This is a genomic window from Kluyvera sp. EC_51 (genome assembly GCF_019584505.1).
Classification (GTDB): Bacteria; Pseudomonadota; Gammaproteobacteria; order Enterobacterales; family Enterobacteriaceae; genus Kluyvera; species Kluyvera sichuanensis.
This window is the reverse complement of record NZ_VDAG01000122.1, coordinates 76,666-92,648: the sequence shown is the minus strand read 5'-3', so window position 1 is coordinate 92,648 and position 15,983 is coordinate 76,666. Positions and strand designations below refer to the sequence as shown.

General features: G+C 56.5%; 9 protein-coding genes. 6 read left to right on the top strand and 3 right to left on the bottom strand.

Features of this window, described 5'->3' with window-relative positions; translation table 11 throughout:
- Positions 1-4: 4 nt before the first annotated feature.
- The 3 genes from cydC to trxB form a co-directional block, all read right to left on the bottom strand.
- Entirely contained in the window at positions 5-1,726 is a 1,722-nt protein-coding gene (gene cydC / locus FHC49_RS23880) for a cysteine/glutathione ABC transporter ATP-binding protein/permease CydC (protein ID WP_220441018.1), read from the bottom strand.
- Positions 1,727-3,493, bottom strand: a complete 1,767-nt coding sequence (cydD, locus tag FHC49_RS23875; protein ID WP_220441017.1) for a cysteine/glutathione ABC transporter permease/ATP-binding protein CydD — start codon at positions 3,491-3,493, stop codon at positions 1,727-1,729. It abuts the gene before it with no gap.
- Between the two features lie 122 nt (positions 3,494-3,615).
- The gene (trxB, locus tag FHC49_RS23870) at positions 3,616-4,581 is read right to left on the bottom strand and encodes a thioredoxin-disulfide reductase (protein ID WP_185666580.1); all 966 of its coding nucleotides are present in this window, start codon (positions 4,579-4,581) and stop codon (positions 3,616-3,618) included.
- A gap of 550 nt (positions 4,582-5,131) precedes the next feature.
- Here trxB and lrp point away from each other — a divergent pair.
- The 6 genes from lrp (at position 5,132) to dmsA (ending at position 15,975) form a co-directional block, all read left to right on the top strand.
- Positions 5,132-5,626 (top strand): leucine-responsive transcriptional regulator Lrp, encoded by a 495-nt coding sequence (gene lrp / locus FHC49_RS23865; protein WP_000228469.1) that lies wholly within the window; start codon positions 5,132-5,134, stop codon positions 5,624-5,626.
- A gap of 120 nt (positions 5,627-5,746) precedes the next feature.
- The gene (locus tag FHC49_RS23860; protein WP_220441016.1) at positions 5,747-9,859 is read left to right on the top strand and encodes a DNA translocase FtsK 4TM domain-containing protein; all 4,113 of its coding nucleotides are present in this window, start codon (positions 5,747-5,749) and stop codon (positions 9,857-9,859) included.
- A gap of 122 nt (positions 9,860-9,981) precedes the next feature.
- Entirely contained in the window at positions 9,982-10,593 is a 612-nt protein-coding gene (gene lolA / locus FHC49_RS23855) for an outer membrane lipoprotein chaperone LolA (protein ID WP_185666578.1), read from the top strand.
- 9 nt (positions 10,594-10,602) lie between these two features.
- A complete protein-coding gene (rarA, locus tag FHC49_RS23850) occupies positions 10,603-11,946 on the top strand; it encodes a replication-associated recombination protein RarA (RefSeq protein ID WP_220441015.1) in 1,344 nt (447 codons plus the stop codon).
- Positions 11,947-12,038: 92 nt separating this feature from the next.
- The gene (gene serS / locus FHC49_RS23845; protein WP_185666576.1) at positions 12,039-13,331 is read left to right on the top strand and encodes a serine--tRNA ligase; all 1,293 of its coding nucleotides are present in this window, start codon (positions 12,039-12,041) and stop codon (positions 13,329-13,331) included.
- Between the two features lie 199 nt (positions 13,332-13,530).
- Positions 13,531-15,975, top strand: a complete 2,445-nt coding sequence (gene dmsA / locus FHC49_RS23840) for a dimethylsulfoxide reductase subunit A (protein ID WP_220441014.1) — start codon at positions 13,531-13,533, stop codon at positions 15,973-15,975.
- Positions 15,976-15,983: the final 8 nt, after the last annotated feature.

Genomic DNA, 15,983 nt, shown 5'->3' with positions numbered 1-15,983 from the left:
TAGTCTACAGACGCTGTTTAAACTGGTAGTAACGGCCTTGTTTTGCCAGCAGTTCTGCGTGATTACCTTGCTCAATAATTTGCCCGTTGTCCATGACAATTATCTGATTAAATCGCGCCAGCCCGCGCAGACGATGGGTCACCATCAGCAGCGTTTTATGACGCATTACGTCGGCCAGTAGTTCAAGCACCTGGCTCTCGGTGGTGGCGTCTAACCCTTCGGTCGGTTCGTCCAGCATCATCAGCGGTGCATCGTGCAGCAATGCCCGCGCAATCCCCAGTCGACGCAGCTCGCCGCCGGAAAGCTGACGTCCACCTTCACCCAGCCAGCTGTTCAGCCCGGCGTCTTCCAGCAGCTTCTCAAGACCGGTACGGCGCAGAACCTCGCTGAGCGCTTCATCGCTCGCGTCAGGCTTCGCCAGCAACAGGTTGTCGCGCAGGGTCGCGCTGAACAGATGCACGCGCTGCGGCACCAGGCTGATGGTCTGACGCAGCGTCTGCTCATCAAACTGGGTCAGCGGCATGCCGTTCAGCAGAATCTCGCCCTGCTGTGGGTCCCAGGCGCGGGTGAGTAACTGGAGCAGCGTCGATTTACCGCAGCCGGTACGGCCGAGGAGGGCGATATGCTGACCCGCAGTAATATTCAGAGACAGATTATTCAGCGCAGGCTGCGTTTGCTGAGGGTAGGTGAATGACACCCGATCCAGCGTCAGCGATACCTGTTGAGGACGCGCCACGGCCTGCTCTGGGAAGGTCACTTCCGGTTGCTGTTCAATAATCTGGCTGATACGCAGCGCTGAGGCGATAACCTGCCCAAGATGCTGGAAGGCGCCGGTCACTGGCGCCAGCGCTTCAAAGGCCGCCAGCGCACAGAATACAAACAGCGCAATCAGCGCGCCGGGTTGGCTGTTGCTACCAACGCCGCCAGCGGCTAACCACAGCATGGAGACCACGGCGACGCCGCCAATTAGTAGCATTAACGCCTGTGACAGAGCGGTCAGTTCAGACTGACGGCGCTGGGCGTCGTGCCAGTTGAGTTCGGTTTGCTCCATCTGCTTCCGATAACGCTGGCTGGCGTTAAAGATAGTCAGCTCTGCCTGCCCCTGCAGCCAGCCGGTTAACTGTTGGCGATACTGCCCGCGCAGGCTCGTCAACTGCTCACCTGTGGGTTTACCTGCGCGATAGAACAGCGGCGGTAGAACCAGCAGCGTGGCCAGCATAATGCCGCCGAGGGTAAGCGCCAGACCAACGTCCAGCAGACTAAGCCCGGCAGTCACCACCAGAATGACGACTAATGCACCGACTAATGGCGAAATGACGCGCAGATAGAGGTGGTCGAGCGTATCGACGTCCGCCACCATGCGGTTGAGCAGTTCGCCCTGACGAAAACGCGCCAGCCCGGCGGGCGACAGCGGCAGCAGCTTGCTGAAGGTAAAGACGCGCAGATGTTGTAAAACGCGGAAGGTCGCATCATGACTGACCAGGCGCTCAAAGTAGCGCCCGGCAGTACGGATAATCGCCGCGCCGCGCACGCCAGCGGCAGGCAGCATGTAGTTGAAGGTGTAAGCGCCCGCGAACCCGACAACCGCTGAAGCAGAAAGGAACCAGCCGGAAAGGGTCAGTAAGCCAATGCTCGCAAGCAGGGTGATAATCGCCAGAACAACGCCCAGGCTTAACAGCCACTTGTGACGTTTATAGAGCGCCAGATAAGGCAACAGTGCGCGCATTTAAATCTCCTCCTGACGGCTAGCCAGCAGGCTGGCAAACACGCCGTTAGCATCAACCAGCTGCTGATACGTTCCCTGCTCAATAATCTGACCGTTTTCCATCACCCAGATAGCATCCCAATCGGTAATACCTTCCAGCTGGTGGGTGACCATCAGCGTGGTTTGTTGGGTGGAGGCTTCGGTCAGCGCCTGCATCACACGCTGCTCGCTGTGGGCATCCAGACTGGCGGCAGGTTCATCCAGCAGCAGCAGACGGCAGGGGGCGAGTAGGGCGCGGGCGACAGCGACGCGCTGAGCCTGACCCACGGACAAACGTGCGGCCTGTTCGCCGACCACGGTGTCGATACCGTCAGGAAGCTGTGGCAGGAATTCGCTGACCCAGGCTTTATCCAGCGCCTGCTGCAACTGTTGCTCGCTGGCCTCCAGATTGCCGAGCAGGACGTTCTCACGCAGCGTAGCCGCCGGAAGCTGCGGGTTTTGCCCGACCCAGCTCATCATGCGGTGCCAGCCTTCCGGGTGCAGATTGCGTAATTCAACGCCGTTCACTTTCAGCGAACCGCTGTAGGGAAGGAAGCCGGACAGGGCGTTCAACAGCGAGCTTTTCCCGGAGCCGCTCAGGCCAACCAGCACGGCGCGTTGCCCGGCGTTAAGCGTAAAGTTCAGCGGCCCAACCAGCATTTTGCCTTCCGGCGAGGTGATAAACAGATCCACGGCGCTGAGAGTAACCGGTTCGCTGGTCTCCAGCGTCTGGTCGCCCTGTTCCGGATGCGCCAGCGGCGCTTCGAGGAATGTTTTCAGGCTGTCGGCGGCACCCACGGCCTGTGCCTTGGCGTGATAGAAGGTGCCTAAATCACGCAGCGGCTGGAAGAACTCAGGGGCCAGGATCAGCGCCAGGAAACCGGAGGAGAGCGTCACGGCAGTGCCGTAGCTGCCGAAGTTTAGTTCGCCAAGGTAGGAGAAGCCGAAATAGACGGCGACCAGCGCAATGGAGAGCGAAGTAAAGAACTCCAGCACGCCGGAGGAGAGGAAGGCCAGTCGCAGGACTTCCATCGTACGTTGACGGAAATCCTGCGAGGCCTCGCGAATGCTTTCCGTTTCTGCTTCGCCACGACCAAAGATACGCAGCGTATCCATGCCCCGCAGACGGTCGAGGAAGTGACCGCTCAGGCGCGCCAGCGCCAGGAAGTTGCGACGGTTGGCATCGGCCGCGCCCATTCCCACCAGGGCCATAAACAGCGGAATTAACGGTGCCGTCATCAGCAGTATTAATGCGGCGACCCAGTTGGAAGGGAAGATCGCGACCACAATCAGCAGCGGCACGCAGGCTGCCAGCGCCATCTGCGGCAGGTAGCGGGCATAGTAATCGTGCATGTCATCGATTTGCTCGAGGATAAGCGTCGCCCAGCTACCGGCTGGCTTGCCCTGAATCCAGGCCGGACCAGCCTGCTGCAGGCGGTCGAGCACCTGGCGGCGAATTTCAAATCGAATCTGTTGCCCGGCGTGAAAACCAACGCGCTCCCGCAGCCAGACAACCCAGGCGCGCAGGATAAAGATCAGCACCAGCTGGATAAACGGCAGCAGCAACGCTTCTCGCGGGATGTTCTCCATAATCATGTGATGGAGAATGCGGGCAAGGAACCAGGCCTGGGCGATGATCAGTACACCGCTAACGAAGCCGAGCAGACGGGAGGTCATCAACCAGCGGCGTGACAGGACGCTTTGCTGTTTGAGCCAGCGGGTGAGTTCTTGTTGGCGACTTTTATTCATTGGGCGCTTAGCAGGTGCTTATGGCTAATGGTTTCAGTTATGGGCGCGGCAATGTTACATCGCAGAAAAAATAAAGGCGACTTATCGTCGCCTTTTTTACTTTTGTTACTGACTTGTAAAGATTATTTGCACGCGTCAGCCAGACCGTCGAGGTAGCGCTCAGCGTCCAGCGCGGCCATACAGCCGGTACCCGCAGAGGTGATCGCCTGACGGTAAATGTGGTCCATCACGTCACCCGCCGCGAACACACCAGGAATGCTGGTTTGTGTTGCGTTGCCGTGAATGCCGGACTGCACTTTGATGTAGCCGTTTTCCAGCGCCAGTTGACCTTCGAAGATCGCGGTATTTGGGCTGTGGCCGATAGCGACGAACAGACCCGCGACGTCCAGCGACTCAATGTCGTCGTTTTCAGTAGAACGCAGACGCAGACCGCTCACGCCCATCTGGTCGCCGGTCACTTCTTCCAGCGTACGCTTGGTGTGCAGCACGATGTTGCCGCTTTCCACTTTATCCATCAGACGTTTGATCAGGATTTTTTCAGCACGGAATGAATCACGGCGGTGAATCAGATGCACTTCTGATGCGATGTTGGACAGATACAGCGCTTCTTCCACGGCGGTGTTGCCGCCGCCGATGACCGCGACTTTCTGGTTGCGGTAGAAGAAACCGTCGCAGGTAGCACAGGCGGAAACGCCGCGGCCTTTAAACGCTTCTTCCGACGGCAGGCCCAGGTAGCGAGCAGAGGCGCCGGTGGCGATGATTAACGCATCGCAGGTGTATTCACCGCTGTCGCCGGTGAGACGGAACGGACGGTTTTGCAGATCCACGCTGTGGATGTGATCGAAAATAATTTCGGTCTCAAACTTAGTGGCGTGCTCGTGCATACGTTCCATCAGCAGCGGACCGGTCAGGTCGCTTGGATCGCCAGGCCAGTTTTCCACTTCTGTGGTGGTGGTCAGCTGACCGCCTTTTTCCAGCCCGGTAATCAGTACCGGCTGCAGGTTTGCGCGTGCAGCATAGACCGCAGCGGTGTATCCCGCAGGTCCAGAACCAAGGATTAACAACTTACTGTGTTTGGCCGTGCCCATGAGATCCCCATAATTGTTGGCAGACATTGCTCTGGATTGTAGGGAATTTGTAGACGTAAAAAAAGAGCACAGCGATTTTGTTAACGATATGTGTAATAGAATGAGCCGATTGATTGGCTATTTTAACATCAAAAAATATAACTATTTCTACTGCCAGGCTGATGATTATAAGACGATTACATGTGAAACCGGACCCAGGATTCATGAATATCTGGCATGTTGTACTAAAAAAAGATGTTTTGCTTTGACAATCCCCTAAGCTTTTGCGACAACATTCAAGGAAGAAGAAAAGCAGTGTTTCGCGTGTGGTGAATTTTCATGCACGCAAATGCCATTTTTACCCGGATCACTGAAATCTACGTATGGTGTGGACAGACATCATACGTGATGTCGGAGGGTGGCCGTGAGGCGCCGGGGCTTCTCATACGCATACCCTGGGATATTCGTCGTTGCAGCAACAATGGCGCATTGAAATCGGGAGAAGGCTCTGAACAGTGAAGTGCACAGAGTCAAGACAGGAGTAGGGAAGGAATACAGAGAGACAATAATAATGGTAGATAGTAAAAAACGCCCTGGCAAAGATCTCGACCGCATCGACCGCAACATTCTCAATGAACTGCAAAAAGATGGGCGTATTTCGAACGTCGAGCTTTCCAAAAGAGTAGGACTTTCTCCGACCCCGTGCCTTGAGCGCGTACGTCGTCTGGAACGACAGGGTTTTATTCAGGGCTATACCGCGCTGTTAAACCCGCATTACCTGGATGCATCGCTGCTGGTTTTTGTTGAGATTACTCTGAATCGCGGTGCGCCAGACGTGTTTGAACAATTTAACGCCGCTGTGCAAAAACTTGAAGAAATTCAAGAGTGTCACTTGGTTTCCGGCGATTTCGACTATCTGTTGAAAACCCGCGTACCGGACATGTCGGCTTACCGTAAACTTCTTGGCGAGACCCTGCTGCGCCTGCCAGGCGTGAACGACACCCGTACTTACGTCGTTATGGAAGAGGTTAAGCAGAGTAATCGTCTGGTAATTAAGACCCGCTAAAACGGAACAGGTGCAAAATCAGCGTAGTTTGATTACACTCCTGTTAATCCATACAGCAACAGTGTCGGCGCAATCTGGCACTGTTGTCCGTTTTAGCATTCGGCACCTGGAGAGCCTTTCTTGAGCCAGGAATATACAGAAGACAAAGAAGTCAAACTCACAAAACTCAGCAGCGGACGCCGACTCCTTGAGGCGTTACTCCTTTTATGCGCCATTTTTGCCGTTTGGTTAATGGCTGCACTACTGAGCTTCAATCCTTCCGATCCTAGCTGGTCGCAAACGGCCTGGCACGAACCGATCCACAATTTATGTGGCGCACCAGGCGCATGGCTGGCCGATACGCTGTTCTTCATCTTTGGCGTAATGGCTTATACCATACCGGTCATTATTGTTGGTGGCTGCTGGTTTGCCTGGCGGCATCGTTCGAACGATGAGTACATCGACTACTTCGCCGTCTCGCTGCGCCTGATTGGCGTACTGGCGATCATCCTTACTTCATGCGGCCTCGCGGCGATAAACGCCGATGACATCTGGTACTTTGCCTCCGGTGGCGTGATTGGCAGCCTGCTCAGCACCGCGCTGCAACCGATGCTGCACAGCAGCGGCGGGACCATCGCGCTACTCTGTATCTGGGCCGCGGGCCTGACGCTGTTTACCGGCTGGTCATGGGTCAGCATTGCCGAAAAAATGGGCAGTTGGATCCTCAACATTCTGACGTTCGCCAGCAACCGAACCCGTCGTGACGACACCTGGGTTGATGAAGACGAGTACGAAGAAGAAGACGAATATGAAGACGACGGCGAGGAGACGCAGAAAGCGTCGCGTGAATCTCGTCGTGCGCGCATCCTGCGAGGTGCACTGGCGCGCCGTAAGCGGATCGCCGAAAAATTCTCTAACCCGATGGTGCGTAAAACGGACGAGGCGCTGTTCTCTGGCCGTCGTATGGACGAACCGGAAGAGGCGGGCCACTGTGGGGCTCAGGTCGATCCTGATGATGTGCTGTTCTCTGGTGCCAGCGCGACGCGTGCCGCCGAATATGATGAGTACGACCCTCTACTGAGAGGTCATACCGTCGCTGAGGCCGTTGCCGTTACAGGCACAGCGGCGTGGGCCGCCGACCCAACATTAGCTGCGCCGTCCATGAACGAGCAGCCTGTTGCTGCACCTGCCGTTGAATGGCAGGCCGTTCCTGCTCCAACGGCGGGTGAACCGGTTATTGCACCGACGCCAGAAGGATGGCCGCCGGTGCAGCAACCTGCTTATGAGCAGCCGCAGTATGCGCAACCGCAGCAGCCTGCTTATGAGCAGCCGCAGTACGCGCAACCTCAGCAGCCTGCTTATGAGCAGCCGCAGTATGCGCAACCTCAGCAGCCTGCTTATGAGCAGCCGCAGTATGCGCAACCGCAGCAGCCTGCTTATGAGCAGCCGCAGTACGCACAACCTCAGCAGCCTGCTTATGAGCAGCCGCAGTACGCACAACCTCAGCAGCCTGCTTATGAGCAGCCGCAGTACGTACAGCCGCAGCAGCCTGCTTATGAGCAGCCGCAGTATGCGCAACCTCAGCAGCCTGCTTATGAGCAGCCGCAGTACGCACAACCGCAGCAGCCTGCTTATGAGCAGCAGCAGTACGCACAACCTCAGCAGCCTGCTTACGAACAGCTACAGCAAGAACAGCCATATACTGCTGAATCGGAATATCTGAACGTGCCTCAGGCTGAACCAGCACCTGTCGTTGAGCCAGAACCGGTGGTGGAAGAGGAGGTTAAACCTGCTCATCGTCCGCCGCTGTACTATTTCGAAGAAGTGGAAGAGAAACGCGCACGTGAGCGTGAACAGCTGGCGGCGTGGTATCAACCCATTCCGGAACCGTTAGCGCCAATGGAACAGCGGGCATCGACCGCGCCGTCCATTCCGGTTTCTGTGCCAGAACCTTCCACTGCCGTTGCACCGGTTGCTGCCAGCGTTCGCCATGCGGCAGCGGCAGCCGCTGGAACCGCCGCCGCAGCTGCGGCCTCAGCGCCGCTGTTTAGCCCAGCTGACGGCCCGCGCTCGCAGGTCAAAGAAGGCATTGGCCCACAGTTGCCGCGCCCTAATCGCGTTCGCGTGCCGACGCGCCGTGAGCTGGCCTCATACGGCATCAAGCTACCGTCGCAGCGGATGGCCGAGGAGCGCGCTGCTCGTGAAGCTGAGCGCTATCAGCCTGAGGATAATCAGCCGCTGACCGACGATGAAGCCGATGCGCTGCAGCAGGATGCGCTGGCTCGCCAGTTTGCCGCCTCGCAGCAGCAACGTTATGGCGAAGAAGCGGACGAGCAGGATAGCTATGCGTTCGAAGAGAACGATGAAGATGCCGCCGCAGAAGCGGAACTGGCGCGCCAGTTCGCCGCGTCTCAGCAGAATCGCTATGCCAGTGAGCAGCCAGAGGGGGCGCATCCGTTCTCCCTCGACGATTTTGAATTCTCGCCGATGAAAACACTGGTGGATGAGACACCGAAAGCGCCGTTGTTCACGCCGAGCGTGATGCCGGAGCCTGCGGTGACGCCGCCGCCTCAACAGCATTATCAACAGCAACAACCGCCGCAGCATGCTCAAAGCTATCACCAGCCTCAGCATGCGCCGCAGCAACAGTATGCTCAGCCGCAACAGCATGTGCAGCAGCCTGCACATCAGCCGGTAACGCCACCGCAGCAGGAGAGCCTGATTCACCCGCTGCTGATGCGTAACGGTGACGATCGTCCGCTGCAAAAGCCGACGACGCCGCTGCCGTCGCTGGATCTTTTAACGCCGCCGCCAACGGAAGTGGAACCGGTAGATACCTTTGCGCTGGAACAGATGGCGCGTCTGGTGGAAACCCGACTGGCCGACTATCGCATTAAAGCGGACGTTGTGAACTACTCGCCAGGTCCGGTTATCACCCGCTTCGAGCTGAATCTGGCACCGGGCGTGAAGGCTGCGCGTATTTCGAACCTGTCCCGTGACCTGGCGCGTTCGCTGTCGACCGTTGCTGTGCGCGTGGTAGAAGTTATTCCTGGCAAACCGTACGTTGGCCTGGAACTGCCGAATAAAAAACGTCAGACCGTCTACCTGCGCGAAGTGCTGGATTGTGACAAATTCCGCGATAACCCATCGCCGCTGACGGTGGTGCTGGGTAAAGATATTGCCGGTGAGCCGGTGGTGGCCGATCTCGCGAAAATGCCACACCTGCTGGTTGCCGGTACCACCGGTTCCGGTAAGTCCGTCGGCGTGAACGCCATGATCCTCAGTATGCTCTATAAAGCGCAGCCTGAAGACGTCCGCTTCATCATGATCGACCCGAAAATGCTGGAACTGTCAGTGTATGAAGGGATCCCGCATCTGCTGACTGAAGTGGTCACCGACATGAAAGACGCCGCTAACGCCCTGCGCTGGAGCGTCAACGAAATGGAGCGTCGCTACAAGCTGATGTCGGCGCTTGGCGTACGAAACCTTGCCGGTTATAACGAAAAAATTGCCGAAGCGGCGCGCATGGGCCGTCCGATTCCGGACCCTTACTGGAAACCGGGCGACAGTATGGATGCCACGCATCCGGTGCTGGAAAAACTGCCGTATATCGTCGTGCTGGTCGATGAATTTGCCGACCTGATGATGACCGTCGGCAAGAAAGTGGAAGAACTGATCGCCCGTCTGGCACAGAAAGCGCGTGCAGCGGGTATCCACCTGGTGCTGGCAACCCAGCGTCCATCGGTGGATGTGATTACCGGTCTTATTAAGGCCAACATTCCAACCCGTATTGCGTTTACGGTTTCCAGTAAAATTGACTCCCGTACTATCCTTGACCAGGGCGGCGCTGAGTCACTGCTGGGCATGGGGGATATGCTCTATGCCGGTCCGAACTCGAACAACCCGGTGCGCGTGCACGGCGCATTTGTCCGTGACCAGGAAGTCCACGCGGTGGTACAGGACTGGAAAGCGCGCGGTCGTCCGCAGTATGTTGATGGCATCACCTCCGACAGTGAAAGCGAAGGCGGTGGCGGTGGCTTTGATGGCGGCGAAGAGTTAGATCCGCTGTTCGATCAGGCGGTCAATTTCGTGACCCAGAAACGCAAAGCGTCAATCTCCGGCGTACAGCGTCAGTTCCGCATTGGCTACAACCGCGCTGCGCGTATCATCGAACAGATGGAAGCGCAGGGGATCGTCAGCGAACAGGGGCACAACGGCAACCGTGAGGTGCTGGCACCGCCGCCGTTCGATTGATTGCAAAGATGGGTAAATAAGTCAAAATTCAGTATTTTCTTCTGTCACCGCTCTGGGCGAAGTCTTAGAGTGAGTGCCAGAGGCTCTCCTGCCGGGAGCATGAGGCTAATTAAGGATTATTAATGAAAAAGATCGCGATCACGTGTGCATTACTTTCCAGCTTTGTTGTCAGCAGCGTATGGGCTGATGCCGCAGGCGACCTGAAAAGCCGTCTCGATAAAGTCAGCAGCTTCCATGCTAGCTTCACTCAGAAAGTGACTGACGGCAGCGGCAACGCGGTTCAGGAAGGTCAGGGCGATCTGTGGGTAAAACGTCCAAACCTGTTTAACTGGCATATGACCCAACCAGATGAAAGCATCCTGGTGTCTGACGGTAAAACCCTGTGGTTCTACAACCCGTTTGTTGAGCAGGCTACCGCCACCTGGCTGAAAGACGCGACCGGCAACACGCCATTTATGCTGATTGCGCGTAACCAGGCCAGCGACTGGCAGCAGTACAATATCCAGCAGACCGGTGATGATTTCGTACTAACGCCGCGCGGCAACAATGGCAACCTGAAGAAATTCACCATCAACGTAGGGCGCGATGGCACAATCCATCAGTTCAGCGCGATTGAGCAGGACGATCAGCGCAGCAGTTACCAGCTGAAGTCGCAGCAGAACGGCGCAATTGACGCCTCCAAATTCACCTTTACACCGCCGCAGGGCGTGACGGTGGACGATCAGCGTAAGTAAGAGGCCGGCGTGAGCAATTTGTCGCTCGATTTTTCCGATAATGCATTTCAACCTCTGGCCGCCCGTATGCGGCCAGAAAACTTAGCGCAGTATATCGGCCAGCAGCATCTGCTGGCTGCAGGTAAGCCATTGCCTCGCGCTATTGAAGCCGGCCATCTGCACTCGATGATCCTTTGGGGGCCGCCGGGCACCGGCAAAACGACCCTGGCGGAAGTGATTGCTCGCTACGCCAGTGCCGATGTTGAACGGATCTCCGCTGTCACCTCCGGGGTGAAAGAGATTCGCGAGGCCATTGAGCGCGCTCGACAGAACCGCAACGCCGGTCGCCGCACCATTCTGTTCGTCGATGAAGTCCACCGTTTCAACAAAAGCCAGCAGGACGCCTTTCTGCCGCATATTGAAGATGGCACCATCACCTTTATCGGTGCAACCACTGAAAACCCTTCGTTTGAGCTCAATTCGGCGCTGCTCTCCCGTGCGCGCGTCTACCTGCTGAAATCCCTGACCACTGAGGATATTGAGCAAGTACTTACTCAGGCGATGGAAGACAAAGCGCGCGGCTACGGCGGGCAAGATATTGTTCTACCTGACGAGACGCGTCGTGCAATTGCTGAACTGGTGAACGGCGACGCCCGGCGTGCGCTGAACACGCTGGAAATGATGGCCGACATGGCAGAGCTTGATGATTCCGGCAAGCGCGTGTTGCAGCCTCAACTTCTGACCGAAATTGCCGGTGAGCGCAGTGCCCGCTTTGATAACAAAGGCGACCGCTTCTATGACCTGATTTCGGCGCTGCATAAATCGGTTCGCGGCAGCGCGCCCGATGCCGCGCTCTACTGGTATGCCCGTATTATCAGCGCAGGCGGCGATCCGCTGTACGTTGCGCGCCGCTGCCTGGCCATTGCCTCTGAGGATGTCGGTAATGCTGACCCGCGCGCTATGCAGGTGGCGATTTCGGCTTGGGATTGCTTTACCCGCGTCGGCCCGGCCGAAGGGGAGCGTGCTATCGCCCAGGCGATTGTCTACCTGGCCTGTGCGCCGAAAAGCAACGCGGTCTACACCGCCTTTAAAGCCGCAATGGCTGATGCTCGCGAACGCCCTGATTACGATGTGCCAGTGCATCTGCGCAATGCGCCGACCAAACTGATGAAAGAGATGGGCTATGGGCAGGAGTATCGCTACGCCCACGATGAGCCCAACGCCTACGCTGCCGGCGAAGAGTATTTCCCCAGCGAAATGGCACAAACGCGCTACTATCACCCGACTAACCGAGGTCTTGAAGGCAAGATTGGCGAAAAGCTCGCCTGGCTCGCTGAACAGGATCAAAATAGCCGCACAAAACGCTACCGCTAGTGCAGTCGTTGCGGTAATGTTGTCGATGTACCTCTGCGACCACGGGCTGTGGTCGCATACTCCACTTTCAATTCGATAAGCATAGGATAAGCATGCTCGATCCCAATCTGCTGCGTACAGAGCCAGACGCAGTCGCAGAAAAACTGGCACGCCGGGGCTTTAAGCTGGATGTAGATAAACTTCGCGCTCTTGAAGAGCGTCGTAAAGTACTGCAGGTAGAAACTGAAAATCTGCAGGCAGAGCGTAACTCGCGATCGAAATCCATCGGCCAGGCGAAAGCACGCGGGGAAGACATTGAGCCTTTACGCCTGGAAGTGAACAAGCTTGGCGAACAACTTGATGCCGCTAAATCAGAGCTGGATGTTCTGCTGGCTGAGATTCGCGATATTGCACTGACCATCCCGAACATCCCGCATGACGACGCACCGATTGGCCGTGACGAAAACGACAACGTTGAAGTTAGCCGCTGGGGCACGCCGCGCGAATTCGATTTCGAGATCCGCGATCACGTGACGCTGGGCGAAATGCACAGCGGGCTTGATTTTGCCGCGGCAGTGAAGCTGACCGGTTCACGTTTCGTCGTGATGAAAGGCCAGATTGCCCGTATGCACCGCGCACTGTCGCAGTTCATGCTGGATCTGCACACTGAACAGCACGGCTATAGCGAAAACTATGTGCCTTACCTGGTGAACCAGGACACGCTGTATGGTACGGGCCAGCTGCCAAAATTCGCCGGTGACCTGTTCCATACTCGTCCGCTGGAAGAAGAAGCTGACAGCAGCAACTACGCGCTGATCCCAACGGCAGAAGTACCGCTGACCAACCTGGTGCGCGATGAAATCATCGACGAAGACGATCTGCCGATAAAAATGACCGCACACACGCCGTGCTTCCGCTCCGAAGCGGGTTCCTACGGTCGTGACACTCGTGGTCTGATCCGTATGCACCAGTTCGATAAAGTTGAGATGGTGCAGATCGTGCGTCCAGAAGATTCCATGGAAGCGCTGGAAGAGATGACGGGCCATGCGGAGAAAGTCCTGCAGTTGCTGGGTCTGCCGTATCGTAAAATTATCCTCTGCACCGGTGATATGGGCTTCGGCGCCTGCAAAACCTATGACCTCGAAGTCTGGGTTCCAGCGCAGAATACCTACCGCGAGATCTCCTCTTGCTCTAACGTCTGGGATTTCCAGGCGCGCCGCATGCAGGCTCGCTGCCGCAGCAAGTCCGACAAGAAAACGCGTCTGGTTCACACCCTGAACGGGTCTGGCCTGGCCGTAGGTCGTACGCTGGTTGCCGTGCTGGAAAACTACCAGCAGGCAGATGGTCGCATTGAAGTGCCTGAGGTACTGCGTCCATACATGAACGGTCTGGAATACATCGGTTAATCCTTCCTGTTCTACAAAAAAGCGCCGCAAGGCGCTTTTTTTATATCCGCATTGATACTGAACAATACCTCTCTCGGTAGAACGTTTAATACTCCCTTCTAAGTAACACCAGCATATAAAACTACAATAATAACATTTCGTTATATAAATAACTATATAACGAATCATGTTTTCAATGTTAGCAACGAAGTGAGAGTCCATGAAAACTGAAACCCCCGATGCTTTACTGGCAGCTGAGGTCAGCCGTCGTGGTTTGATGAAAACCACGGCCATAGGCGGACTGGCGATGGCCAGCAGTGCGTTTACGCTTCCCTTCAGCCGTATTGCGCACGCCGCAGAAGCGATTGCGCCGACTACGGCGGTAGAGCGCGTGACCTGGAGTGCGTGTACGGTAAACTGTGGAAGCCGCTGCCCGCTGCGCATGCATGTTGTCGATGGCGAGATTAAATACGTCGAAACGGATAACACCGGCGATGATAACTACGATGGTCTGCATCAGGTTCGCGCCTGTCTGCGCGGCCGCTCTATGCGTCGTCGCGTCTATAACCCGGACCGTCTGAAGTACCCGATGAAGCGGGTTGGCAAACGTGGCGAAGGCAAATTCGAGCGCATCAGCTGGGAAGAAGCCTTTGATACCATTGCCGATAATATGAAACGGCTGATCAAAGATTACGGCAACGAATCTATCTATCTTAACTACGGCACCGGTACCCTCGGCGGTACGCTGACTCGCTCCTGGCCACCGGGTAAAACGCTGGTGGCACGTCTGATGAACTGCTGTGGTGGTTATCTGAACCACTACGGTGACTACTCTTCCGCACAGATTGCCGCAGGCCTGAACTACACCTACGGCGGCTGGGCCGACGGCAACAGCCCGTCAGATATCGAAAACAGCAAGCTGGTCGTGCTGTTTGGGAATAACCCTGGTGAAACACGCATGAGCGGCGGCGGGGTGACCTACTACCTGGAGCAGGCGCGTCAGAAATCTAATGCGCGTATGATTATCGTTGACCCGCGTTATACCGATACCGGTGCCGGGCGCGAAGACGAGTGGATCCCAATCCGCCCGGGCACCGATGCGGCGTTGGTTTCGGCGCTGGCGTGGGTGATGATCACTGAAAACCTGGTCGATCAGCCGTTCCTCGATAAATACTGCGTCGGTTACGACGAAAAAACGCTCCCTGAAGGTGCGCCGGCCAACGGTCACTACAAAGCCTATATCCTTGGGCAGGGCAGCGATGCCACGGCGAAAACGCCGGAGTGGGCATCCACCATTACCGGTATTCCTGCTGAGCGCATCGTGAAACTGGCGCGCGAAATTGCGCTAGCCAAACCGGCCTATATCTCCCAGGGCTGGGGCCCGCAGCGTCACGCTAACGGTGAAATTGCCACCCGCGCTATCTCCATGCTGTCGATTCTGACCGGTAACGTCGGGATCAACGGTGGTAACAGCGGCGCACGTGAAGGCTCCTATGAGGTGCCGTTTGAGCGTATGCCAACGCTGGAAAACCCGGTACAGACCAGTATCTCCATGTTTATGTGGACTGATGCGATCGTCCGCGGGCCGGAAATGACGGCGCTGCGAGATGGCGTGCGTGGCAAAGACAAACTGGATGTACCGATCAAAATGATCTGGAACTACGCCGGTAACTGCCTGATTAACCAGCACTCTGAAATCAACCGTACCCATGAAATTCTGCAGGATGATAAGAAGTGCGAAATGATTGTGGTGATTGACTGCCACATGACCTCATCGGCGAAATATGCCGATATCCTGCTGCCGGACTGCACCGCGTCTGAGCAGATGGATTTCGCGCTGGATGCCTCCTGCGGCAACATGTCCTACGTTATCTTTACCGATCAGGTCATCAAACCGCGCTTTGAGTGCAAAACGATTTATGAGATGACCACGGAGCTGGCAAAACGCATGGGCGTTGAGCAGCAGTTCACCGAAGGGCGGACGCAGGAAGGATGGATGCGTCATCTGCACGAACTTTCTCGTCAGGCTGTGCCGGAACTACCGGACTTCGATACCTTCCGTAAGCAAGGTATCTTCAAACAACGTGACCCGGAAGGGCATCACGTGGCCTATAAAGCCTTCCGTGAAGATCCACAGGCCAATCCGCTGACCACGCCGTCCGGAAAAATTGAGATCTACTCCCAAGAGCTGGCACAAATTGCTGCGACCTGGGAACTGGCTGAAGGCGATGTGATCGATCCGTTACCGATCTACACCCCGGGCTTTGAAAACTACAACGATCCACTGGCCGATAAATTCCCGCTGCAGCTGACCGGTTTCCACTATAAAGCCCGCGTTCACTCGACTTACGGCAACGTCGATGTACTGAAAGCGGCCTGTCGTCAGGAGATGTGGATCAACCCACTGGATGCGCAGAAACGCGGGATTAAGAACGGCGATCGCGTGCGTATCTTTAACGACCGTGGGGAAGTGCATATTGAAGCTAAGGTAACACCGCGCATGATGCCGGGCATCGTCGCGTTGGGTGAGGGGGCCTGGTATAACCCGGATGCTAAAGGTATCGATCAGGCGGGGAGCATTAACGTGCTGACCACTCAACGTCCGTCGCCGCTGGCGAAAGGCAACCCATCGCACACGAACCTTGTCCAGGTTGAGAAGGTGTAAGGAGTAAC